Below are 22,905 nucleotides of genomic sequence, written 5' to 3' on the forward strand. Positions count from 1 at the left end.
CACGACGTGCGGGGGACAGGACGATGGGCGGGACGGGTGTGATGACAGAGGTGACGGAGAGCGAGGCGCTCGCAACGCTCCACCGGGTCTTCGGTTACGAGGCATTCCGCGGTGAGCAGGAAGCCGTCATCGAGCATGTGGTGAGCGGCGGGGACGCGGTCGTCCTCATGCCGACGGGCGGCGGCAAGTCGCTCTGCTACCAGATCCCGGCCCTGGTCAGACCGGGTACGGGAGTGGTGGTCTCGCCCCTCATCGCGCTGATGCAGGACCAGGTGGACGCGCTGCGGGCGCTCGGCGTGCGCGCCGGGTTCATGAACTCCACGCAGGACTTCGACGAGCGGCGCACCGTCGAGGCCGAGTTCCTCGCGGGCGAGCTCGACCTGATCTACCTCGCGCCCGAGCGGCTGCGCCTGGAGTCCACCCTCGACCTCCTCAAGCGCGGCAAGATCTCCGTCTTCGCCATCGACGAGGCGCACTGCGTCTCCCAGTGGGGCCACGACTTCCGCCCCGACTACCTGTCGCTCTCGCTGCTGGGCGAGCGCTGGCCGGACGTACCGCGGATCGCGCTGACGGCCACGGCCACGCACGCGACGCACCAGGAGATCACCGAGCGCCTGGGCATGCCGGACGCCCGCCACTTCGTGGCCAGCTTCGACCGGCCCAACATCCAGTACCGGATCGTGCCGAAGGCCGACCCCAAGAAGCAGCTGCTGTCCTTCCTCCAGGAGGAGCACGCGGGCGACGCGGGCATCGTGTACTGCCTCTCCCGCAACTCGGTGGAGAAGACGGCCGAGTTCCTCGCCCGCAACGGCATCGCGGCGGTGCCGTACCACGCGGGTCTCGACGCGGGCACGCGCGCCGCCCACCAGTCGCGGTTCCTGCGCGAGGACGGCCTGGTGGTCTGCGCGACCATCGCCTTCGGCATGGGCATCGACAAGCCGGACGTCCGGTTCGTCGCCCACCTCGACCTGCCGAAGTCCGTCGAGGGCTACTACCAGGAGACCGGCCGCGCGGGCCGCGACGGACTCCCGTCCACGGCCTGGATGGCCTACGGACTCAACGACGTCATACAGCAGCGCAAGATGATCCAGTCGAGCGAGGGCGACGAGGCGTTCCGCCGCCGGGCGTCCGCGCATCTCGAAGCGATGCTCGCCCTGTGCGAGACCGCCCGGTGCCGGCGCGGTCAGCTGCTCGCCTACTTCGGCCAGGACCCGGCGGCCGATGCCTGCGGGAACTGCGACACGTGCCTGGTCCCGCCGGAGACCTGGGACGGCACGGTCGCGGCCCAGAAGGTGCTGTCCACCGTGGTGCGGCTGCAGCGTGAGCGGGGGCAGAAGTTCGGGGCGATCCAGATCGTCGACATCCTGCTCGGGAAGAAGACGGCGAAGGTCATCCAGTTCGACCACGACCAGCTGTCCGTGTTCGGCATCGGCGAGGAGCTGGACGAGGGCGCCTGGCGCGGTGTCATACGGCAGATGCTGGCCCAGGGCCTCCTCTCGGTCGAGGGCGCGTACGGCACGCTGGTCCTGACCGAGGCGAGCGGGACGGTGCTGCGGCGCGAGCGGGAGGTGCCGCTGCGCAAGGAGCAGCCGAAGCCGGTGACGTCCCGCGGCTCGTCCGGCTCGTCCGGCTCCGGCCGGGCCGAGCGCAAGGCCAAGGCGGCGGCCGCGGCGGCCGAGATGCCCGCGGAGCTGCTCCCCGCCTTCGAGGCCCTGCGCGCCTGGCGTGCCGGACAGGCCAAGGAGCAGGGCGTCCCGGCGTACGTCATCTTCCACGACGCCACGCTGCGGGAGATCGCCACACTGTGGCCCACCTCCGTGGAGGAGCTCGGCGGCATCAGCGGCATCGGCGAGAAGAAGCTCGCGACGTACGGGGAGGGTGTGATCGGGGTGCTCGGGTCCCTGGAGCGTCCGGCCGGGACGCCGAGCGCTACCCCGAGCCCGGCACCGACACCGAAGCCCCACCGCCGCAGCGACGGCGACCCCGACCTGCACTGGCCAGAAATGGAACCAGAACCAGAACCAGAGGACTGCCCCTAGCCCCCCGCCCCCTGGGGGCGCGGGGAACTGCGCGCTCAGCCCCAGAGCACCCGCACCGGACACACGACGGAGGACCCGCCGTACCCCCCCCCGGGGGCGCGGGGAACTGCGCGACCGGCCCCCACCGGCCCGCAGCTCCGAACGACCCCGCGTCAGCGAACACCCGCGCGGGCAACCGCCCGCCGGCAACCGCCCGCGTCAGCGAACCCCCGCGCTCGCGATGCGCCCCGTCACCTCACCCAGCCCGACCCGCGTGCCGTCAGGTCCGGGGGCCCACGCGGTCAGCGTCACCGTGTCCCCGTCCTCCAGGAACGTCCGCTTGCCGGAGGGAAGTTCGAGGGCGTCCCGCCCGTTCCACGTCAGCTCCAGGAGCGAACCCCGCTCGCCCTCCGAGGTCCCGCTCACCGTGCCCGACCCGTATAGATCGCCCGTGCGCAGCGAAGCCCCGTTCACGGTCATGTGGGCCAACTGCTGGGCGGCGGTCCAGTACATCGTGGAGAACGGCGGCTCGGAGATCACATGGCCGTTGACGGCGACGGAGATCCGCAGGTCGTAGCCGCCCGGGTCCTCCGAGGAGTCGTCCAGATAGGGGAGGAGCGGATGCGTACGCGTCGGGGGCGTGACCCGTGCGTCCTCCAGCGCGTCGAGGGGGGTGACCCACGCCGACACCGACGTGGCGAAGGACTTGCCGAGGAAGGGACCGAGGGGAACGTACTCCCATGCCTGGAGGTCGCGCGCGGACCAGTCGTTGAGGAGGCAGAGCCCGAAGACGTGGTCGCGGAAGCCTGCCAGCGGTACCGGAGTGCCCATCGCGGAGGGGGTGCCGACGACGAAGCCGACCTCCGCCTCGATGTCCAGCCGGACGGACGGACCGAAGACCGGCGCCGGGTCCGCGGGAGCCTTGCGCTGGCCCGCGGGGCGTACGACGTCGGTACCGGAGACGACGACGGTGCCCGCCCGGCCGTGGTAACCGATCGGCAGGTGCTTCCAGTTGGGGGTGAGGGAGTCCTCGGCGTCGGGGCGGAAGATGCGGCCGACGTTCCGGGCGTGGTTCTCGGAGGCGTAGAAGTCGACGTAGTCGGCGACCTCGAAGGGGAGATGGAGGGTCACCTCGGAGAGCGGGTTCATCAGGGGTGCGACCGTCTCGCGGTGGGCGGGCACCGTCACCCATGCGGTGAGTGCCCGCCGTACGTCCGACCACGCCGTGCGGCCGGCCGCGAGCAGGGGGTTCAGCGAGGGCTGCGCGAGCAGTGCGGCGTAGGGGGAACCGAGTGCCACCGCGGCGGCCCCCGCGTCCAGGACATGATCGCCCAGCCGGACGCCCACGCTCCGGTGAGCGGAGCCGCCCGGAGAGCCGTCCGGCGAGCCGCCCAGGGAGAAGACGCCGTACGGAAGATTGTGCGGGCCGAAGGGATCGCCCTCGGGGACATCGAAGGGGGGCATGGGGTGCTGCCTCGCTTTCCGTGTGGGTGCAGCACACGTTACGGGGAGGCGCCGTTCGTGGGCAGTGTCTCCGGAGTTCGTGACGTCCGGACAAGGGCAGGTCGGAGTGGTTGGTCCCGGCTTGGCCTCCGTCCAGGGGAGGGGCGGGGTGGGCCCCGACCCGGCCCCCTCGGGCGGGCGTGGGACACCAGGGGGCACCGCGGGCACCGTACGGCCCGTCCTGGTCCGCCCGGAAGACGGCGGCGCTCGCCGTGGAGTCCGGCGCACAGGTGCGCGGAGTGGCGCGCGGAAAGGGCTCTGTCGCCTTCGGCGCGCCCCCATGGCCGCAACCGGCGCCGCGGCCGGCCCGGCACCTGGCGGGACGGCACGGCTGAGGCGAGGGGACGGTCGCCGAGGGGGGCGCGAGGGGGTGCGGACCGGGCCGGCGGGGTGGCCGATATGTCATGGGATCGGCCCCAACTGCCGGGGCCTGAGGGGGCGTACGGTGACCTCTGTGACGGCCGAGGTGCCGGACGACGTCCGGTTCCCGTCGAGTCGCTGGGGCATTCGATCCGTATTCTCTGATCATGGCCCCACCGAATGCATATTCACTCATCGCCACTGACCTGGACGGGACGCTGCTGCGCGGCGACGACACCCTCTCGGACCGGTCACGCGCCGCGCTGGCGATGGCGGTCGGGGCAGGTGCCCGGCACCTCGTGGTGACGGGGCGCCCGGCCCCGCGCGTACGTCCGCTGCTGGACGAACTGGGCAGCCAGGGGCTCGCGGTGTGCGGACAGGGCGCGCAGTTGTACGACGCCGGCGCGGACCGGATGGTGTGGTCGGTCACCCTCGAACGCGAGCTGGCCGAGGTGGCTCTCGGCAAGATCGAGGCGGAGGTCGGCGAGGTGTACGCGGCCGTCGACCAGGACGGGGTCGACGGCCTCACCCTCATCGAGCCGGGCTACGAGATGCCGCACCCGACGCTTCCGGCGGAACGGGTGCGACGCCGCGACGACCTGTGGACGCGGCCCATCAGCAAGGTGCTGCTGCGGCATCCCCTGCTCTCCGACGACGCGTTGGCGACCGCCGCCCGCGGAGTGATCGGTTCCCTCGCCACCGTCACGATGTCCGGTCCCGGCACCGTCGAACTTCAGCCATGCGGCATCACGAAGGCGACGGGGCTCGCGCTCGCCGCCAGGCGGCTGGGCCTGACGCCGGCGCAGACCATCGCCTTCGGGGACATGCCCAACGACATCCCCATGTTCGACTGGGCCGCGCGCGGCGTAGCGATGGCCAACGCCCACCCCGAGCTCAAGTCCGTCGCCGACGAGATCACCCTCTCGAACGAGGACGACGGCATCGCGGTGGTGTTGGAACGGATGTTCTCGGCCGACCGCGCCGACCGCGCCGACCGCGCCGACCGCGCCGACCGCGCCGACCGCGCCGACCGCGCCGAGCAGGCCGAGCAGGCCGACCCGAGCGACCGGGCGGGTCGGCGCGACGGGGCCGCCCGGCCGACCGGCGCCCTCGTCGGCAGGCAAGCCGGTCGCGGGGGCGGCCGCCAAGCCGGACAGGCGGGACAGGGCGCCGGACAAGGGGCCGGCCGGAACGCGGCTCCGGGCGCCGTCGGTCAGTAGGCCCCGAAGACGTTGTCGATCGAGCCGTACCTGTCGGCGGCGTAGTTGCACGCCGCCGTGATGTTGGCGACCGGGTCGAAGGGGTCGAGCGACGTGCCGCTCACGTGGTAGGCCGCGAAGGTCGGGTCGATGACCTGGAGGAGCCCCTTGGACGGCGTACCGGCGGCCGCGTTGGAGTCCCAGTTGTTCATGGCCTGCGGGTTGCCCGACGACTCGCGGATGATGTTGCGGTGGATGCCGTCGTAGGTGCCCGGGATGCCGTGCTGGGCCATGACGTCCAGCGACTCCCTGATCCAGCCGTCGAGGTCGTTCGTGTAGGTCTTCGCGGCGGCCGGGGTGACGGCGGATGTCTTGGCCGCCTGGGCGGTCTTCGCGGAGGAGCCGGCGTTCTTCGTGCCCACGGTCAGCTCGGTGCCGGGGCGGATGAGTGCCGGGTCGCTGCCGATGACCGCGCGGTTGGCCTTGTAGAGCTTCTTCCAGTCGCTGGCGGTGTGCGCCTTGGCGATTTTCGACAGCGTGTCGCCCTTGACCACCTCGTAGGTGACCAGCGAGACCTGCGGGACCGCGTTCGGAGCGGCCTGGGCCGCCTGCGCTGTCTGCGCTGCCTGGGCCGGCTGTGCGGCGTGGGCTCCGGTCGCCCCCACGAGGGGGAGCGCGAGCGCGACTCCGCCCGTGCCCGCGGCGACGATGCCACGCGTGAGGGTGTTCGTTCGGGGACGGCGGTGCTTACCTCGTGTGGGCATGACGAAATTCCTCTCCGACGCCTACGAGGTGAGCTGTCGGGTTCGGGCGGGAGATGCCCGGCCGCGTGCGGTACGCGACTACACCCCTAGCCGTGCCGATATCCGGTCCGGCGACTTACCTGGTTTCCCCGCTCCTGCCGTACGCGAGTGAATGGATGGCTGGTGTTCCGGGCGGTGGCAGGATTAGGCGATCCGTCCGGAGTGACGAGAACGTATGCGAGAGCACATGTCGCGAACAAGCCCCGAATTCGCGCTCGGACGGCTACGACCAGCCTCGGCTGGGACACATCTCTTGATCCATGCGGAGGGCGAAGTTCAACTTGCCTTTCGCGAACGGAAGTCGGTGGCCCGGACAAAATGATCAGTTCGGGCGGACGTGACCCAATTCACTGATTCGGATGCCGAATCAGCGAAACAACTTGGCAATTCGGACAAGTGGGGCGATCGGAATGGGTGGCCTTTCTTCCCCCGTGGTGGACCGGGAATGTGCCCGGTCTTTCGTGATCATTCGGTGCGCGCGTGAACTCGTCCGGCCCGCAATGGAATTCGTCCGGCCGGAATCCGGAGTGTCCAGAACGGGGCCTCGATGCTGGGGAATTCGGGTCGCGTGAATGCCGGACGAAGTGCCTGGCCGTGACCGTGACGGCGGATCAGGCGGCAGGGCCGGGGGTACGGCATGGGCGCGTGGGGCTTTGGTTCCGCCCTCGGGGGGAACGCGGGGGGCGTGGAGTGATCGGCGCTCTTGCCTGAAAGCGTGCCTCTTTCGAGATGTATCGGTCATATAAGGTATATCGGCAGATCAAGAACATACCTTCCGTGATCCGATACCGACCGGCCTGGCCGATGGGGCAAAAGGGACCAGGTGGAGCGTGTCCGGCAGGGCGAGGGCGGGTGACGGGCGGGCGCTCATCGTGATCGAAAGACGACCGGATACGCTGACTTGAGTGCCAGCAGCGACACATCGACAAACACCTACGGCATCCACAGCACCTACAGCACCTGAAACACCCAGAACATCCAGAGACCGCCGTTGAGAGCGTCAGCAGACAGGAGACCCTCGTGACCGTCGTCGGGCCGTTCGGGCTGAGCGTGCGGGACCAGGCTCTCGAAGCCGATGTCCAGGCCGGACTGGCGGCTGTCGAGGAGGGACTGCTCGAGGCCACCAAGAGCGACGTCCCGTTCATCACGGAGGCCGCACAGCACCTCGTACGGGCGGGCGGCAAGCGGTTCCGCCCGCTGCTCGTGATGCTCGCCGCCCAGTTCGGTGACCCGTACGCGCCGGGTGTCGTGCCCTCGGCGGTCGTGGTCGAGCTGACCCACCTCGCCACGCTGTACCACGACGACGTGATGGACGAGGCGGACGTGCGCCGTGGGGTGCCCAGTGCCAACAGCCGGTGGGGGAACTCCGTCGCGGTCCTCACCGGTGACTTCCTCTTCGCCCGTGCCTCGCACATCCTGGCCGACCTGGGCCCCGAGGCCGTACGCATCCAGGCGGAAGCCTTCGAGAGACTGGTCACCGGCCAGATCCTGGAGACCGCCGGACCGCGCGACGGCAGGGACCCGGTCGACCACTACATGGACGTGCTCGGCGGCAAGACCGGCTCGCTGATCGCCGTGGCCGGACGGTTCGGCGCGATGATGTCGGGCGCCGACGAGACGGTCGTCGACGTGCTGACGCAGTACGGAGAGCGGCTCGGCGTCGCCTTCCAGCTCGCCGACGACGTACTGGACATCGCGAGCGACTCGCACGAGTCGGGCAAGACGCCGGGCACCGACCTGCGTGAGGGCATCCCGACGATGCCCGTGCTGCGGCTGCGTGAGCGGGTGGAGAGGCTCGGGCTCGCCGAGGACATCGCCCTGTCCGAACTGCTCGCCTCGGACCTGACCGACGACGCCCGGCACGCGGAGGCGCTGGCCAGGCTGCGCGTCCACCCCGCGCTGGACCAGGCCCGCCGCGACACCGTGCGGTACGCGGAGGACGCCCGCGCCCTGCTGGTGCCGCTTCCGGAGTGCGACGCGAAGGCGGCCCTGGTGGAGCTGTGCGACGCGGTGGTGCACCGGGCGGGCTGACCCGAACGGCGACGGACCGGCGGCACGCCGGGAAGATCCCGTACGGGGCCGACCACGGCTTCGTGAACCGGTGGACACAGGTTTCACCGGGCTTCGGCGAGATACACGGACGGCGTCCGCCCCACCCGACCCCTACGGGTCGGGGGAGGCGCCGTCCACCCGTGTCATACCGCAGGTGTACACGGAGTTGGCTCCGAGGTCTGACGCTTTCCGGCGGCCGATTTGGTCGGATGGGACACACCACTTCACAGGAGTTCGGGTGACAATGGCGGCCAGGGGTGGACGAGTGCGAGGACGGTAAGCCGCCGCCGACGACGGAGGTAGGGCACACATGGCACCGTACGAATCCGACGACAGCAGGACCGGGGACGAGGCCGACGACATGCGCGCCGGCCGGCGCAAAGCCGCGCGGTACGTCGTTCCCGTCGCGGTGGTGGGGGTGGCGGCGGCGACCATCGGGCTGGTCCCGGCGTTCGCGGGCTCCGGCGATCCCGACCTGCCAAAGGTCAGCGCCCAGCAGCTCATCGAGAAGATCGCCGCTTCGGACGTACAGCAGCTGTCCGGCACGGTGAAGATCAGCACGGACCTGGGGCTGCCGGACCTCGGCGGCCTGGAGAGCAGCCTCGGCGGTGCGACGGGCGGTGGGCGCGACGGCTCGGGCTCGTCCGCGGACCCGTCGTCCAAGCTGATGGAACTGGCGTCCGGTACGCACACACTGCGCGTCGCGGCCGACGGCGAGGACAAGCACAAGCTGTCGCTCCTCGACAAGGCCGCCGAGTACAGCGTGATCCACAACGGCGACGAGGTGTGGGCGTACGACAGCGCGTCGAACGAGGCGTACCACGTGCAGGGCGCCGCCTCCGCGGGCAAGGACACGAAGGACAGGTCCGAGGACGTGCCCGCCACGCCCAAGGAGCTGGCCGACGAGGCACTGAAGGCCGCCGACGACACGACGTCCGTGACCGTCGACGGTACGGCGCAGGTCGCCGGCCGGGACGCCTACAAACTGCTGATCGAGCCGAAGCAGTCCGGTTCGACGGTCGGCGCGATCTCCATCGCCGTGGACGCGAAGACCGGTCTGCCGCTGAAGTTCACGCTCACCCCGGCGAGCGGCGGCGCGGCCGTCATCGACGCGGGCTTCACCGAGGTCGACTTCTCCAAGCCGGCCGCGTCCACCTTCGACTTCAGCCCGCCGAAGGGCGCGAAGGTCACCGAGGGCGACGAGCCGGCGTCCGAGGGCCGGGCCGGCAAGGGCGACAAGGCGCGTCCCGAGGGCGGCGAGGAGCTCGGCAAGGAGTTCGAGGGCCTGAACGTCATCGGTGAGGGCTGGGGCTCCATAGCCCGGTTCGACACCGGCGGCGAGGGCCTGCCGTCCGAAGCGTCCGGCGCGGGCGACGCGGGACGGTTCCTGGACTCGCTGGGCGACCAGGTGAGCGGCACGTTCGGCTCGGGCACGGTCTTCTCGACCCGCCTGGTCAACGCGCTGATCACGGACGACGGCAAGGTCTACGCGGGCGCGGTCACGAAGGACGCGCTGGTGAAGGCGGCCGACGCGGCGAAGTAGGCCCTGCCCGCCCGTTCCCGTCGCCTCCTGCCTCTCGGAGGACACGAACCGGGCAGGGTCCCCCGAGGACACGGCGTGGGCACGGCGAGAGCACGGCGAAGTGAGGGAGTCGATGGCGGAACTGTCCACCGCGGACGGGGACACGGCGGGGGCGGGTGCGGGCGGCACGACCGCGGGCGCGAGGGCGACCGCGGAGACGGGCGACACCGGAACCACCGGCGGCACGGGTCACACCGGGACCGCCGGTGCGACGGATGACACCGTGATCGCCACCCGCGCGCTCACCAAGCGCTACCGCGGCGGACAGCTCGCCGTCGACGGCCTCGACCTGGCCGTCCCGGCAGGCAGCGTCTTCGGCTTCCTCGGGCCGAACGGCTCCGGGAAGACGACCACCATCAGAATGCTGATGGGCCTGATCACGCCGACCTCAGGGACGGCACGCGTACTGGGCCGCCCCATGCCGCGCGCCACGCGCACCGTGCTGCCGCACGTGGGCGCGCTCATCGAGGGACCCGCGCTCTACGGCTTCCTCTCCGGCCGCGACAACCTCCTGCGGTACGACGCCGCCGACCCGGCCGCCGACCCGCGCACCCGGCGTGCGCGGGTGGCGACCGCGCTCGACCGGGTCGGGCTGACCGCCGCCGCGGGCAAGAAGGCGAAGGCGTACTCCCTCGGGATGAAGCAGCGGCTCGGGCTCGCGGCCGCGCTGCTGCAGCCCCGGAGACTGCTCGTGCTGGACGAGCCGACCAACGGGCTCGACCCGCAGGGGATGCGGGAGATCCGCTCGCTGGTCCGCGAACTGGCGTCGGACGGCACGACCGTGTTCCTCTCCTCGCACCTGCTCGACGAGATCGAACAGGTCTGCACACACGCCGCGGTGATGGCACAGGGCCGGCTGATCACCCAGGGCCCGGTGGCGGAGCTGGCGGCGGGCGCGCGCGGCCGGCTCGTCGTGACCACCCCCGATCCGGAGGACGCGGCCCGGGTGCTCAAGGAACAGGGCATAAGCGATGTCGTGATCGCCGGGGACCGGGTGAGCGCCGATCCACCGGAACGCGACCTCGCCGAGGTGACCGCGGCCCTCGTGACGGCCGGCGTCCGGGTCCGCGGCTTCGGGGTCGAGCGGGCCTCGCTGGAGGACGCCTTCGTGGCGCTGACGGGGGAGGGCTTCGATGTCGCGGGCTGAGGTCGCCGGGCCGCCGGCCGCGGAAAGGCCGGCGGCGGAGGGGAGTGCCGTGGGGCGGGTGCCCAGCCCTCTGTGGACCCTCGGCCTGCTGCGCAACGAACTGGGCACCACGCTCCGCCGCTGGCGGACCATCGCGCTGCTCGGGGTGCTCGCCGCCGTTCCGGTGCTGGTCGGGATCGCGATCAAGATCGAGACGAGCGACGGGTCGTCCGCCGGGGGCGGCGGGGGCGAGGGGCCGGCGTTCATCGCGCAGATCACCAACAACGGACTGTTCCTGGTGTTCACCGCGCTGGCCGCCACGCTGCCGTTCTTCCTGCCGATGGCGGTCGGCGTCGTCGCGGGCGACGCGATAGCGGGCGAGGCCAACGCGGGGACACTGCGGTACCTGCTGGTCGCGCCGGCCGGGCGTACGCGCCTGCTGATCACCAAGTACGCGACCACGCTGGCCTTCTGCGTCATCGCGACGCTCGTCGTGGCGACCTCGGCGCTCATCGTGGGCGCGCTCCTGTTCCCGCTGGGTGAGCTGACGACGATCTCCGGTACGCGCATCACCTTCGGCGAAGGGCTGGCCCGGGCCCTGCTGATCGCGGTGATCGTCGCCGTCTCACTGGTCGGGGTGGCGGCGCTCGGGCTGTTCGTCTCGACCCTGACGAACAGCGGGATCGCGGCGATGGCGACGACCGTCGGCCTGCTCATCACCGTGCAGATCCTCGACCAGATACCGCAGCTCCACGCGCTGCAGCCGTACTTCTTCTCCCACTACTGGCTGTCCTTCGCCGACCTCATGCGCGACCCCGTCTACTGGGACGACCTGATCCGCAACCTGGAGGTCCAGGCGCTGTACGCGGCGGTGTTCGGCACGGCGGCCTGGGCACGCTTCACGACGAAGGACATCAGCGCGTAGAGCGGGGGCGCGCCGCGGGGGCTCAGCTCTCGTAGGGGAAGCGGGCGAGTGGGGGCTCCTGGGCGAAGAACGTCTTGGCGGCGGCCAGGGCGGCGGAGTCGGACAGGACGTCTCCGGGCTTGCTGCCGTTGCCGAGAAGGACCCCGCCGAAGCGCATCCCCAGATACGCGGCCGAGTTGTTGAGGGTGCCGATCAGCGGCTCGGCGACCTCTTCCTCCTCGTGCGCGAGGGCCGTGACACCCCACAGGGTGCGCCCCTCCATCGTGTTCTTGAAGTCGATGCCGGGGGTGCGCAGCCAGCCCGACCAGTAATCGAGATAACGCTTGGTCTGCGCGGACACGGAGTACCAGTACAGCGGCGAGGCGATGACGAGGTCGGTGGCCGCGAGCGTCGCGTCGAGGAGCGTGGCCGTGTTGTCGCCGGACGGCCGGACGTGGTCGCTGTCGTGGCGCAGGTCCTCGAAGTCGGGCAGCGGGTACGCGGCCAGGTCGATCCACTGCTGGGTGACATCGGCGGGCAGTTGTTCGGCGGCCTTGCGGGCCAGCAGCTCCGTGTTCCCGTGGTCACGGCTGCTGCCCAGCAGGAAGAGGAAGTGGCGGGTCATATGAGGGCTCCGTCATGTAGGGCGTACGACGACTACACGCGTATGCAGTATATGCACACGCATGCAGTCGTCGGCCACCCCGGCGGCATGCCGGTCTGCTGGATCCGGTCTACTCCGACAGCTCCCACACCGCGTACGCGAGGGCGTCGCTGTTGCGGTTCAGGGCGGTGTCGTTGATGTTGGCCGTCGTGTCGCACGAGGAGTGGTAGCAGCGGTCGAACGACTGGCCGGCCGTACCGCCCCACTTGGCGGCCTGGGCGGCGGACTTGGTGTTGCTCGCGCCGGTGAAGAGTCCGCCGACGGGGACGCCCGCGCTCTTGAAGGGGGCGTGGTCCGAGCGGCCGTCGCCCTCGGTCTCGATCTCGGTGGCGACGCCGAGACCGGTGAAGTACTCCTTGAACGTCTTCTCGATGGCCGGGTCGTCGTCGTAGACGAAGTAGCCGGGGTTCGGCGACCCGATCATGTCGAAGTTCAGATAGCCGCTGATCTTCGCGCGGTTGGCGGTGGAGAGGCTGTTGACGTAGTAGCGCGAGCCGACGAGGCCCAGCTCCTCCGCTCCCCACCAGGCGAACCGCAGATGCTTCGTCGGCTGGTACTGCGTCCGGGAAACCGCGAGCGCGGCCTCCAGGACGGCCGCCGAACCGGAGCCGTTGTCGTTGATGCCGGCCCCCGAGGCGACGCTGTCGAGGTGGGAGCCCGCCATGACGACCTGGTTGGCGTCGCCGCCCGGCCAGTCGGCGATCAGGTTGTAGCCGACCCGGCCGGAGGAGGTGAACTGCTGGATGGTGGTGGTGAAGCCGGCCGCGTCCAGCTTGGCCTTCACGTAGTCGAGGGACGCCTTGTAGCCGGCGCGGCCGTGGGCGCGGTTGCCGCCGTTGGCGGTGGCTATGGACTGCAGTTGGGTGAGGTGGGCCTTGACGTTGGCCACGGGTATGTCCGGTGCGGCGGCCACGCGTGCGGGCGCGGCGTCGGCTATCGCGCTGGTGGTGAGCAACGCGGCGACCGCCATGGCGGCGGCACCCGTGGCGCGTCCGGGAACGGAGAGCTTCATGTGGGGGGCTCCGAATTCCTTGGATTCCTTGGATTCCTCGCGGAAATGGGTGCCTGATGGTGAAGCTGAGGCTGACGTTCCGTCAAGAGCGCAATCCGGTCAGCCGCGTTCGCATTACGGACACCCGGCGTTCGGGTGGGCGGATCGTGGTGCGGTGAGTCAGTGGAGACAGAACTCGTTGCCTTCCGGGTCCGCCATCACGATCCACTCGCCGCCCGGCTCCTTCACCTCCCGGACGACCGTCGCCCCGAGCCCGGTCAGCCGCATGCGCTCCGCCTCCCGCTTCCCGTTCTCGGCGTGCAGGTCGATGTGCAGCCGGTTCTTCACGGTCTTCGGCTCCGGTACGCGCTGGAAGAGCAGTCGCCGCCCGAGCCCCGTCCCGCTCTCCTTCTCGTACGGGTCCTGGGGATGCCGTACGGCGGCCGCGTCCCGCCAGGCGTGGTGGCCGTGCGACTCGACGACGATCTCGGGAGTGACGACGCCGACGCTCAGCAGCCGCTCGATCAGCGTGCTGTGGTCCTCGACCAGGTAGCCGAGGGCGGCTCCCCAGAAATCGGCCTGGGCGTGCGGGTCGGCGGTGTCGACGACGAGTTTCCAGTGCAGGGGGGCGGCGGGGGCGGGCTGAGGTGCGGATGCCTGGGTCATGGTAACCACTCATAGTGGTTACGTGAGCGAGCAGGCAACGAAATCGCCCGGACTGACCCTCGTGTCGTACGGCGGGAAGCGGTTCCGCTTCGATGCCGGAGCGCTGTGCACGGAGCTCCTGACGACGGGCGGGCCGGGGGAGTTCGCGCGCTACGAGACATTGCACGAGCCCGCGGATCTGGTGCGGTGGGTGGAGCGGAGCCGGTTGCCCGGCGGCCTCGATCTGACGGTCACGGAGCGGGAGTTGGCGCAAACGCGCGCCCTGCGCGACGCGCTCTTCCGGCTCGTCGCCGACCGGGCGCACGGCCGGCCGCTGGGGGCGGAGGAACTCGGGGTCGTCAACGGCGTCGCGGCCGGGGCGCCCCTCGCCGCCCGTGTCGAGGCGGACGGGTCGCGCGGGTGGGCGCCGGGTGCCACGGTGGCGCGGCTGCTGGCCACCGTCGCGCGTGAGGCGGTCGAGCTTCTCACCGGGCCGTACGCGGACCGCTTCCGGGAGTGCGGGGCGCACGACTGCCGGCTGCTGTTCGTCGACACGTCCCGGCCCGGGCGGCGGCGGTGGTGCGCGATGGAGCACTGCGGAAACCTCCACAAGGTGCGTACGCACCGGGCCCGCCGGTCGGCGCCCTGAGGTCAGGGCCCCGCCGGCCGGCGCCCTGAGGTCAGGGCCCCGCCGGCCGGCGCCCTGAGGCCCGGGGGCGAGAGAACCCCTCAGTCCACCGCAACCCGCTCGTCATAGGCCGCCCGAGCCGCCGCGATCTCCCCCTGGTGCGTCTCCGTCCACGTCACCAGCGACCGGATGGTCGCGTGCAACGTCCCCCCGAGCGGCGTGAGTTCGTACTCCACCCGCGGCGGCACCACGGCGTACACCGTCCGCTTCACCAGCCCGTCCCGCTCCAGCTGCCGCAACGTGACCGTCAGCATCCGCTGGCTGACCCCGTCGATCTCCCGCCTCAGCTCGGTGAAGCGGAGCCGGCGGGAGTCGAGCAGGGCGATCACCAGCAGGGACCACTTGTCGGCCACCCGGTCGAGGATCTGCCGCACCTGGCAGTCCTCCCGGGTGTCCCACTGGAAAGGGTCCGTGTCGCCGTGGTCCACGGTGCTCGCGCAGTTACTCGGTGACTTCGAAGTGCCTTCTTCCATGTCCGCCGATGCTGCCGCAGGCTGGCACCCGGTTACAAGAGGGAACCGACCCTCATTCGGGTAACCACCCCTTCCTCCAGCTCCCTCCGCGGAGTTGGATGAACACGCGAGGAGTCGCGATGAGAACCGGAGAAGAGGCGATGGGCCCCCGTGCCTGGGCCCTGCTGCTCGTCCTCTGCGGGACGATCTTCCTGGAGGGCATCGACGTCGCCATGCTGGCCGTCGCCATCCCCTCCATCAGATCCGACCTCGGACTGCCCACGGACACCGCGGCGTGGGTGATGAGCGCGTACGTGCTCGGCTACGCGGGCTTCACCCTGCTCGGGGGACGCGCGGCCGACCTCCTGGGCCGCCGCCGCATGTTCCTCACCTGGCTGACGGTGTTCCTCGCGTTCTCCGGCCTGGGCGGGTTCGCCACGGAGGGCTGGACACTGATCGTCGCCCGCTTCGTCACGGGCGTGGCCGCCGCCTTCATGACCCCCGCCGCACTGTCCCTCATCACGACGTCGTACGAGGAGGGCCCGCAGCGCAACAAGGCCCTGCTGATCTTCGCGGGCACGGCCGCCGGCGGCTTCTCGCTCGGACTGGTCATCGGCGGCCTGCTCACCCAACTCGGCTGGCGCTGGGTCTTCTTCGCCCCGGTCCTGCTCGCGGGCGGCCTGCTGGTGGCGGCGGTCCGGCTGATCCCGGCCCCGCCGCGCGCCGAGCGGCTCCGCGAGGAGGCACGCACCCGGCGGCGTACCGAAGGCTTCGACATGCTCGGCGCCGCCACCGCCGCGGGAGCCATGCTGCTCGCCGCCTTCGCCGTCGTCCGGCTGGAACACGGCCTGGACGGCTGGGTGTCGACGGCGGGCGCGGCGGTGGCGGCCGCCGTCCTCCTCGCCGTCTTCGTCACCGTCGAACGCCGCACCCCCACCCCCCTCGTGCGCCTCGGCATCTTCCGCACGGGCTCCGTCGTACGCGCCGACCTGGGCGCGCTCCTCTTCGTGGGCGCCTTCTTCGGCTTTCAATTCGTCCTCACCCTCTACCTCCAGGAGCTGCGCGGCTGGTCCTCGCTCCAGACGGCGATCGCCCTGGTGGTACTGGGCTGCGACGCGATCCTCGCCCCCACGCTCACGCCCCGGCTGGTCACCCGGTTCGGTTACGGCAGGGTGATCCTCGGCGGTTTCGTCCTGGCGATCGTCGCGTACGGGCTCTTCCTCCCCGTCGGCATGGACTGGTCGTACGCCGCGATGTTCCCGACCCTGATCATCGCGGGCACCGCCTTCGCCCTGGCCTACGGGCCGCTCACGATCGCGGCGACGGACGGCGTGGCGGAGTCCGAACAAGGGCTGGCGAGCGGGTTGTTGCACACCTTCACCCAGTTCGGCTCGGCGATCGGCATCTCGGCGGTGACGGCGGTGTACGGCCTGGCCTCCTCGGGAGCGTCCACGAGCTCCGACCCGGAGGCGGCCCTGTCCGCCTTCCGGGCGGCGCTGATCGTCCCGGTGGTGATGGTGACCCTGGGCGCGCTGCTGTCGTCCTTCGGCCTGGGAAGGCGTACCGCGGAAGCACCCGCGACGACGGACACCGCCGTGAGCACCCCCGGCACCCCCGGCCCTCCCGGCGTCCCCGGCACCTCCGGCGTCCCGGTCACCCCCGCCGGTGCCGCCTCGGCCCCCGCCGTACCCGAAGCCCCGCCGACGCCGCCCGGCAAGCCCTGAACCGCGGACTCACCCCACCGATCTCGCCATACTGTTCGCATGACCGCAGACGCGTCCGTACCGTCCGCCACGCCCCGGCCGGCCACGCCCGGGTCCGGCACGCTCCAGTCCGCCGCGCCCCGGCCCGCCACGGCGGAGGACACCGCCGCGCGGCCCGGCGGTCCGCGGCGCACCCGCGTCGTCGTCGTGGGCGCCGGCCCCGCCGGGCTCACCCTGGCCAACATCCTGCGGGCCGCCTCGGTGGACTGCGTGGTCCTGGAGAACGAGAGCAGGGAGTTCGTCGAGCGGCGGCCGCGCGCCGGCTTCCTGGAGGAGTGGGCGGTCCGCGCGCTGGACGGACGCGGCCTCGCGGACCGGCTGCTGCGGAACACCGAGGTGCACACCGAGTGCGAGTTCCGGTTCGCGGGGGAGCGGCACAGGTTCTCGTACGCGGACGTGTCGGGCCAGCGCCACTACGTCTACCCGCAGCCCCTCCTGGTGACGGACCTGGTGCGTGAGTACGCGGACGTCCGGGGCGGTGACATCCGCTTCGGCGTCCGCGACGTCGAGCCCGCCGGGATCGGCACGGACCGGCCCTCGGTGACGTACACGGACCCCCGGACGGGGGAACGCGTCCGGCTCGACTGCGAGTTCGTCGCGGGCTGCGACGGCGCGCGCGGGGTGACCCGGGACCGGATGCCGGCCGAACACGTCACGATCGCGCGGCACGACTTCGGTGTCGGCTGGCTGGCACTGCTCGCCGAGGCGCCCCCGTCCTCCGACTGTGTCGTCTTCGGTATCCATCCGCGCGGGTTCGCCGGCCACATGGCCCGCAGTGCGCAGGTCACCCGCTACTACCTGGAGTGCCCGCCGGACGACGACCCGGAGAACTGGTCGCACGAGCGCGTGTGGTCCGAGCTCCACGAACGGCTCTCCGCGGACGGCGCCCGGCCGCTCACCGAGGGCGAGCTGATCGAGAAGCGGGTCCTGGCCATGCACAACTACGTGGTCGAGCCGATGGCGTACGGGCGGCTGTACCTGGCGGGGGACGCGGCGCACCTGCTCGCACCGATAGGCGCCAAGGGCATGAACCTCGCGATCCACGACGCCCTGCTGCTGGGCGACGCGCTCGTGGCCCACTGCGTCAAGGGCGACGACAGCGGGCTGCGGGGCTACTCGCAGGCGTGTCTGCGGAGGGTGTGGCAGTACCAGGAGTTCTCGCAGTGGCTCTCCGAGGTGTACCACGGCACCTCGTCCGGCGATCCGTTCCGCGCGGGCATCGCGCGGGCGCGGCTGCGGCGGACCCTCGGTTCACCGGCCGCCGCGGCGGGCTTCGCCGAACTGTTCATGGGCAAGGGCACCGACTACTGACGTCGGCCTACTTGTTCGTGGCCGTGGTCGTGGCCGTGGTGGCCGTGGTCGGCCTCGCCGCGTCTGCCGCCGCGTCCGTCACCGGCTCCGTCGCCGCCTCCGCGCCGGCCGAGGCCGCCGCGATCGCCGCGTTGCGCAGGGACGCCCTCGACCGGCGGGCCGTCCGCAGCGCGTCCCACGTCAGGAGCGACAGCGCGGCCCACACCAGCGCGAACCCGGCCCACCGCTCGGGAGGCATCGCCTCGTGGAAGTACAGGACGCCGAGCAGGAACTGCAGCACGGGTGCCAGATACTGCAGCAGTCCCAGCGTGGACAGCGGCACCCGGATCGCCGCCGCGCCGAAGCACACGAGCGGCAGCGCGGTCACCACACCGGTCGCGGCCAGCAGCGCCGCGTGCCCGGCGCCCTCGCCGCCGAAGGTCGCGTCGCCCTGGGCCGACAGCCACAGCAGATAGCCGAGCGCGGGCAGGAACTGGATCGCGGTCTCCGCGGCCAGCGACTCCAGCCCGCCGAGGTTGAGCTTCTTCTTCACGAGCCCGTAGGTGGCGAAGGAGAAGGCCAGACAGAGGGAGACGTACGGCGGCTGGCCGTAGCCGACGGTCAGTACGAGCACCGCGGCGAAGCCGATGCCGACGGCGGCCCACTGCGCGGGACGCAGCCGCTCCTTCAGGAGCAGGACGCCCATCGCGATGGTGACGAGCGGGTTGATGAAGTAGCCGAGTGACGCCTCCACCACGTGGCCGCTGTTCACGGCCCAGATGTAGACGCCCCAGTTGACCGTGATGACGGCCGCCGCGACGGTGATCAGACCGAGCTTGCGGGGCTGCCGCAGCAGAGGCACGGCCCAGGCCCAGCGGCGCGTCACGACCAGGGCGATCAGGACGAAGCCGAGCGACCAGACCATGCGGTGGGCGAGGATCTCCGCGGCGCCCGCGGGTTCGAGCAGCGGCCAGAAGAGGGGGACGAGCCCCCACATGCCGTACGCCGCGAAACCGTTCAGCAGGCCGATCCGCTGTTCGCCCCTGGACTCCGGACCTATGTGCGCTTCGCCCCTGGACTCCACCGGCACGGCCTCTCCTTCTTCTCACCCGGCTGCGGACCTCGCGGCATCCGAGCCACGTACAGCCTCAAAGAAGGTAGCGCCAAGCACCCCCGTACGTCATGCCCGTATCGCCATACGGTCATGACAAGCGAGGGTGCTCGTTCCGGAACGCGGGGCCGGGTCCTGCCCTGGATCTGATCCGGGTCCAGGTCCGGTCCCGGGGCCGGAAGGGTCAGCCCTTCAGTGCCGCCGCGAGCGACTCCGTGATCGGCGTGGTCGGCCGGCCGGTCAGCCGGGACAGGTCGCCGCTGGTGACGACGAGCTCGCCCTTCGCGATGGACTCGTCCACGCCGGCCAGGATCTCGGCGAACGGCGCGGGCAGCCCGGCGCCGGTCAGGATGCCCTTGTACGTCTCGGCGGGGACGGCGTTGTAGACGATCTCCTTGCCGGACGCCCGCGACACGGCGGCGGCGTACTCGGCGAAGTCGAACGCGGTGTCGCCGCCCAGCTCGTAGGTCGCGTTCTCGTGGCCCTCGCCGGTGAGTACGGCCACGGCGGCGGCCGCGTAGTCCGCGCGGGAGGCGGTGGAGATCCGGCCCTCGCCGGCCGCCTGGACGACGGCGCCGTGCTCCAGGACCGGGGCCAGGTTCTCGGTGTAGTTCTCGTTGTACCAGCCGTTGCGCAGCAGGGTGTACGTCACACCGGACTCCAGGACGGCGGCCTCGGTGCCCCGGTGGTCGTCGGCCAGGGCGGCGGTCAGGCTGCCGGGAGCGCTGGTGTACGCGAAGAGGGCGACCCCGGCGGCCTTGGCGGCGTCGAGGACGACCTTGTGCTGGGCGACCCGGCCCTTGTCGAACTCGTTGCCCGAGATGAGCAGCACCCTGTCGCCGGCGGCGAAGGCGCCGTCGAAGGTCTCGGGGGCGTTGTAGTCGGCGACCGCGATCCGCACGCCGCGAGCGGCGAGGCCCGCAGCCTTCTCCTCGCTGCGGACGACGGCGGTGACCTGGTCGGCCGGGACCTTCTCCAGCAGTCCCTCGATGACGTGCTTGCCGAGGTGTCCGGTGGCTCCGGTGACGACGATGCTCATGGTGGAAACAACTCCTTGTGAGGTGGGTACCCACTCACCATAGGAGCTGCACTAACTCTGAGAAAGTACCCACTTTGAAGTAAGGTACCCACATGGCAGTGAGCGGCAGTGCGGCAGTGGACCCGGTGGTCAGCAAATACGTCGTGGGCGAGGGGATGTGTCCGCACCGCCTCGTCCTGGAGCACGTCACGAGCCGCTGGGGTGTCCTCGTCCTGATCGAGCTCATGGAGCGCCCGTACCGCTTCAGTGAACTGCGCCGGGCGATCGGCAGGGTCAGCGAGAAGATGCTCACCCAGACGCTGCAGACCCTGGAGCGCGACGGGCTCGTCCACCGGGACGCCAAGCCGGTCATCCCGCCGCGCGTCGACTACTCCCTCACCGACCTCGGCCGCGAGGCAGCCGAACAGGTACGCGCCCTGGCGCGGTGGACCGAGCAGCGCATGGAAGAAGTAGAAAAAGCCAGAAAGAAATACGACAAAACCCACCCCTGACAACTGGGTGCCCCGTCAGGGGCGCGGGGAACGGCGCGCCCAGCCCAAGTGCACCCGCACTGTCAGACGGGCCGCACCCCGTCAGGGGCGCGGGGAACGGCGCGCCCAGCCCAAGCGCACCCGCACATAACACACCAGCTCAGCGGAGCGCAGACGCGGAGCGTCGCGTCAGCCCACAACCGTCCAGGCATCCCCACCCGTGAGCAGCGCGGACAGATCACCCTTCCCGTTCTGCTCGATCGCCGCGTCGAGCTGGTCGGCCATCTGCGTGTCGTAGACCGGCCGGTCGACGGACCGCAGGACGCCGATGGGGGTGTGGTGCAGCGTGTCCGGATCGGCCAGCCGGGACAACGCGAAAGCCGTCGTCGGCGACGCGGAGTGTGCGTCGTGGACCAGGATCAGCGACTCGTTCTGCGGGGTGACGGTGACGACCTTCAGGTCCCCGGTCAGCGCGTCGCGCACGACCCCTTTGGAGCCGAGGCCGTCCTCCAGTGGTGCGCCGAAGCGGATGGGCCGCCCGTGTTCGAGGCGGATCACGGCTTCCTGGGCCTGCTGCTGGTCCTTGATGGCTTCGAAGGCGCCGTCGTTGAAGATGTTGCAGTTCTGGTAGATCTCGACCAGGGCGGTGCCCGGGTGGGCGGCGGCCTGGCGCAGGACTTCGGTGAGGTGTCTGCGGTCGGAGTCGACGGTGCGGGCCACGAAGGAGGCTTCCGCGCCGATGGCCAGGGACACCGGGTTGAAGGGTGCGTCCAGGGAGCCCATCGGCGTCGACTTGGTGATCTTCCCGACCTCGGAGGTGGGGGAGTACTGGCCCTTGGTCAGCCCGTAGATGCGGTTGTTGAACAGCAGGATCTTCAGGTTCACGTTGCGGCGCAGTGCGTGGATGAGGTGGTTGCCGCCGATGGACAGCGCGTCCCCGTCCCCGGTGACCACCCACACCGACAGGTCCCGCCGCGAGGACGCCAGCCCGGTCGCGATGGCGGGGGCGCGGCCGTGGATGGAGTGCATCCCGTAGGTGTTCATGTAGTACGGGAAGCGTGAGGAGCAGCCGATGCCCGACACGAAGACGATGTTCTCCTTCGCCAGCCCCAGCTCGGGCATGAAGCCCTGCACGGCCGCGAGGATCGCGTAGTCACCACAGCCGGGGCACCAGCGCACCTCCTGGTCGGACTTGAAGTCCTTCATGGACTGCGTGGCCTCGGCTTTGGGCACCAGAGTGAGCGCCTCGATCGTGCCCGAGCCTTCCGTGGTCGTCTCAGCCATCGATGGCCTCCTTGAGTGCGGTGGCGAGTTGTTCGGCCTTGAAGGGCATTCCGTTGACCTGGTTGTAGGAGTGGGCGTCCACCAGGTACTTCGCCCGCACGAGGGTGGCCAGCTGCCCGAGGTTCATCTCCGCGACCACCACCTTGTCGTAGCGCTCCAGCACCGCACGCAGGTTGGCCGGGAAGGGGTTCAGATGGCGCAGGTGGGCCTGCGCGATGTGCTCCCCGCCCGCCCGCAGCCGGCGCACCGCCGCGGTGATGGGACCGTAGGTCGAGCCCCAGCCCAGCACGAGTGTGCCCGCGCCGTCCGGGTCGTCCACCTCGACGTCCGGCACCCGGATGCCGTCGATCTTCGCCTGGCGGGTGCGGACCATGAAGTCGTGGTTGGCCGGGTCGTAGGAGATGTTGCCCGTGCCGTCCTGCTTCTCGATCCCGCCGATCCGGTGCTCCAGCCCCGGCGTCCCCGGCACCGCCCACGGACGCGCCAGGGTCTGCGGATCACGCTTGTAGGGCCAGAACACCTCACGGCCGTCCGCCAGCGTGTGATTGGGCCCCTGCGCGAACTGCACCCGCAGATCGGGCAGTTCGTCGATCTCCGGGACCCGCCACGGCTCCGAACCATTGGCGAGATACCCGTCCGACAGCAAGAACACCGGAGTGCGGTAGGCGAGGGCGATCCGCGCCGCCTCCAGCGCCGCATCGAAACAGTCGGCCGGCGTACGCGCAGCCACCACCGGCACCGGAGCCTCACCGTTACGGCCGTACATCGCCTGCAGCAGATCCGCCTGCTCGGTCTTCGTCGGCAACCCCGTCGAAGGACCACCGCGCTGGATGTCGATGACCAGCAGCGGCAGCTCCAGCGAGACGGCCAGACCGATCGTCTCGCTCTTGAGCGCCACCCCCGGACCCGACGTCGTCGTCACCGCGAGAGAACCACCGAACGCCGCCCCCAGCGCCGCCCC

Annotated in this window: 18 protein-coding genes, 2 pseudogenes and 1 riboswitch; of the genes and pseudogenes, 10 read left to right on the forward strand and 10 right to left on the reverse strand. The window is 70.9% G+C overall.

The window, feature by feature from the left end; all coding sequences use genetic code 11:
- The first annotated feature begins 23 nt into the window (after positions 1–23).
- Positions 24–2,039, forward strand: a complete 2,016-nt coding sequence (recQ, locus tag ACFYXC_RS33520) for a DNA helicase RecQ (RefSeq protein WP_389555941.1) — start codon at positions 24–26, stop codon at positions 2,037–2,039.
- 198 nt (positions 2,040–2,237) lie between these two features.
- On the opposite strand, the gene fahA is transcribed toward recQ, so the two are convergent.
- A complete protein-coding gene (gene fahA / locus ACFYXC_RS33525) occupies positions 2,238–3,482 on the reverse strand; it encodes a fumarylacetoacetase (RefSeq protein WP_389555943.1) in 1,245 nt (414 codons plus the stop codon).
- 566 nt (positions 3,483–4,048) lie between these two features.
- On the opposite strand from fahA, the pseudogene ACFYXC_RS33530 reads away from it, so the two are divergent.
- Positions 4,049–4,849 (forward strand): annotated as a pseudogene (locus ACFYXC_RS33530) (HAD family hydrolase); the annotation flags it as partial.
- A 245-nt stretch (positions 4,850–5,094) separates the two neighbouring features.
- Here ACFYXC_RS33530 and ACFYXC_RS33535 read toward each other — a convergent pair.
- Positions 5,095–5,844, reverse strand: a complete 750-nt coding sequence (locus ACFYXC_RS33535) for a LysM peptidoglycan-binding domain-containing protein (protein WP_389555944.1) — start codon at positions 5,842–5,844, stop codon at positions 5,095–5,097.
- Positions 5,845–5,849: 5 nt separating this feature from the next.
- Positions 5,850–6,015, reverse strand: a riboswitch (cyclic di-AMP (ydaO/yuaA leader).
- An 888-nt stretch (positions 6,016–6,903) separates the two neighbouring features.
- On the opposite strand from ACFYXC_RS33535, the gene ACFYXC_RS33540 reads away from it, so the two are divergent.
- From ACFYXC_RS33540 to ACFYXC_RS33555, 4 genes are all read left to right on the forward strand, one after another.
- The gene (locus ACFYXC_RS33540; protein WP_388921907.1) at positions 6,904–7,914 is read left to right on the forward strand and encodes a polyprenyl synthetase family protein; all 1,011 of its coding nucleotides are present in this window, start codon (positions 6,904–6,906) and stop codon (positions 7,912–7,914) included.
- Positions 7,915–8,245: 331 nt separating this feature from the next.
- Positions 8,246–9,478 carry an outer membrane lipoprotein carrier protein LolA gene (locus ACFYXC_RS33545; RefSeq protein ID WP_389555946.1) on the forward strand — a complete coding sequence of 411 codons (1,233 nt, stop codon included), beginning with the start codon at positions 8,246–8,248 and terminating at the stop codon, positions 9,476–9,478.
- A gap of 112 nt (positions 9,479–9,590) precedes the next feature.
- Positions 9,591–10,664, forward strand: coding sequence for an ABC transporter ATP-binding protein (locus ACFYXC_RS33550; protein WP_389555948.1), 1,074 nt, complete (start codon positions 9,591–9,593; stop codon positions 10,662–10,664).
- On the forward strand, positions 10,651–11,568 hold the full coding sequence (locus ACFYXC_RS33555; protein WP_389555949.1) for an ABC transporter permease: 918 nt from the start codon (positions 10,651–10,653) through the stop codon (positions 11,566–11,568). Before ACFYXC_RS33550 ends, ACFYXC_RS33555 begins: the two co-directional genes overlap by 14 nt.
- A 22-nt stretch (positions 11,569–11,590) precedes the next feature.
- Here the strand turns inward: ACFYXC_RS33555 and ACFYXC_RS33560 are convergent, their stop codons facing one another.
- The 3 genes from ACFYXC_RS33560 to ACFYXC_RS33570 form a co-directional block, all read right to left on the reverse strand.
- The gene (locus ACFYXC_RS33560) at positions 11,591–12,172 is read right to left on the reverse strand and encodes a flavodoxin family protein (RefSeq protein ID WP_388921920.1); all 582 of its coding nucleotides are present in this window, start codon (positions 12,170–12,172) and stop codon (positions 11,591–11,593) included.
- A 109-nt stretch (positions 12,173–12,281) separates the two neighbouring features.
- Positions 12,282–13,223 carry a M28 family metallopeptidase gene (locus ACFYXC_RS33565; RefSeq protein ID WP_388921923.1) on the reverse strand — a complete coding sequence of 314 codons (942 nt, stop codon included), beginning with the start codon at positions 13,221–13,223 and terminating at the stop codon, positions 12,282–12,284.
- Positions 13,224–13,382: 159 nt separating this feature from the next.
- Positions 13,383–13,868: a VOC family protein gene (locus ACFYXC_RS33570; RefSeq protein WP_389555951.1), complete on the reverse strand. Its 486-nt coding sequence runs from the start codon at positions 13,866–13,868 to the stop codon at positions 13,383–13,385.
- On the opposite strand from ACFYXC_RS33570, the gene ACFYXC_RS33575 reads away from it, so the two are divergent.
- Complete coding sequence (locus ACFYXC_RS33575) at positions 13,867–14,496, forward strand: CGNR zinc finger domain-containing protein (protein ID WP_389555953.1); 630 nt, start codon at positions 13,867–13,869, stop codon at positions 14,494–14,496. The genes ACFYXC_RS33570 and ACFYXC_RS33575 overlap by 2 nt on opposite strands.
- Positions 14,497–14,576: 80 nt before the next feature.
- Here the strand turns inward: ACFYXC_RS33575 and ACFYXC_RS33580 are convergent, their stop codons facing one another.
- Positions 14,577–15,008: a winged helix-turn-helix transcriptional regulator gene (locus ACFYXC_RS33580; RefSeq protein ID WP_388921932.1), complete on the reverse strand. Its 432-nt coding sequence runs from the start codon at positions 15,006–15,008 to the stop codon at positions 14,577–14,579.
- A 140-nt stretch (positions 15,009–15,148) separates the two neighbouring features.
- Here ACFYXC_RS33580 and ACFYXC_RS33585 point away from each other — a divergent pair, with 140 nt between their 5' ends.
- Positions 15,149–16,711, forward strand: a complete 1,563-nt coding sequence (locus ACFYXC_RS33585) for an MFS transporter (RefSeq protein WP_389555973.1) — start codon at positions 15,149–15,151, stop codon at positions 16,709–16,711.
- A 39-nt stretch (positions 16,712–16,750) separates the two neighbouring features.
- Positions 16,751–18,061, forward strand: a complete 1,311-nt coding sequence (locus tag ACFYXC_RS33590; protein ID WP_389555955.1) for a 4-hydroxybenzoate 3-monooxygenase — start codon at positions 16,751–16,753, stop codon at positions 18,059–18,061.
- Positions 18,062–18,068: 7 nt separating this feature from the next.
- Here the strand turns inward: ACFYXC_RS33590 and rarD are convergent, their stop codons facing one another.
- On the reverse strand, positions 18,069–19,037 hold the full coding sequence (rarD, locus tag ACFYXC_RS33595; protein WP_389555975.1) for an EamA family transporter RarD: 969 nt from the start codon (positions 19,035–19,037) through the stop codon (positions 18,069–18,071).
- A 298-nt stretch (positions 19,038–19,335) separates the two neighbouring features.
- Complete coding sequence (locus ACFYXC_RS33600; protein WP_389555956.1) at positions 19,336–20,190, reverse strand: SDR family oxidoreductase; 855 nt, start codon at positions 20,188–20,190, stop codon at positions 19,336–19,338.
- A 92-nt stretch (positions 20,191–20,282) separates the two neighbouring features.
- Here ACFYXC_RS33600 and ACFYXC_RS33605 point away from each other — a divergent pair, with 92 nt between their 5' ends.
- A complete protein-coding gene (locus tag ACFYXC_RS33605; RefSeq protein WP_389555958.1) occupies positions 20,283–20,681 on the forward strand; it encodes a winged helix-turn-helix transcriptional regulator in 399 nt (132 codons plus the stop codon).
- Between the two features lie 168 nt (positions 20,682–20,849).
- Here ACFYXC_RS33605 and ACFYXC_RS33610 read toward each other — a convergent pair whose 3' ends face one another.
- Positions 20,850–21,944 carry a 2-oxoacid:ferredoxin oxidoreductase subunit beta gene (locus tag ACFYXC_RS33610; protein ID WP_389555960.1) on the reverse strand — a complete coding sequence of 365 codons (1,095 nt, stop codon included), beginning with the start codon at positions 21,942–21,944 and terminating at the stop codon, positions 20,850–20,852.
- A pseudogene (locus ACFYXC_RS33615) lies at positions 21,937–22,905 on the reverse strand (2-oxoglutarate ferredoxin oxidoreductase subunit alpha); the annotation flags it as partial. The gene ACFYXC_RS33610 and the pseudogene ACFYXC_RS33615, both read right to left, overlap by 8 nt.

The sequence above is a fragment of the Streptomyces sp. NPDC002701 genome (assembly GCF_042889045.1).
Taxonomy (GTDB): domain Bacteria; phylum Actinomycetota; class Actinomycetes; order Streptomycetales; family Streptomycetaceae; genus Streptomyces.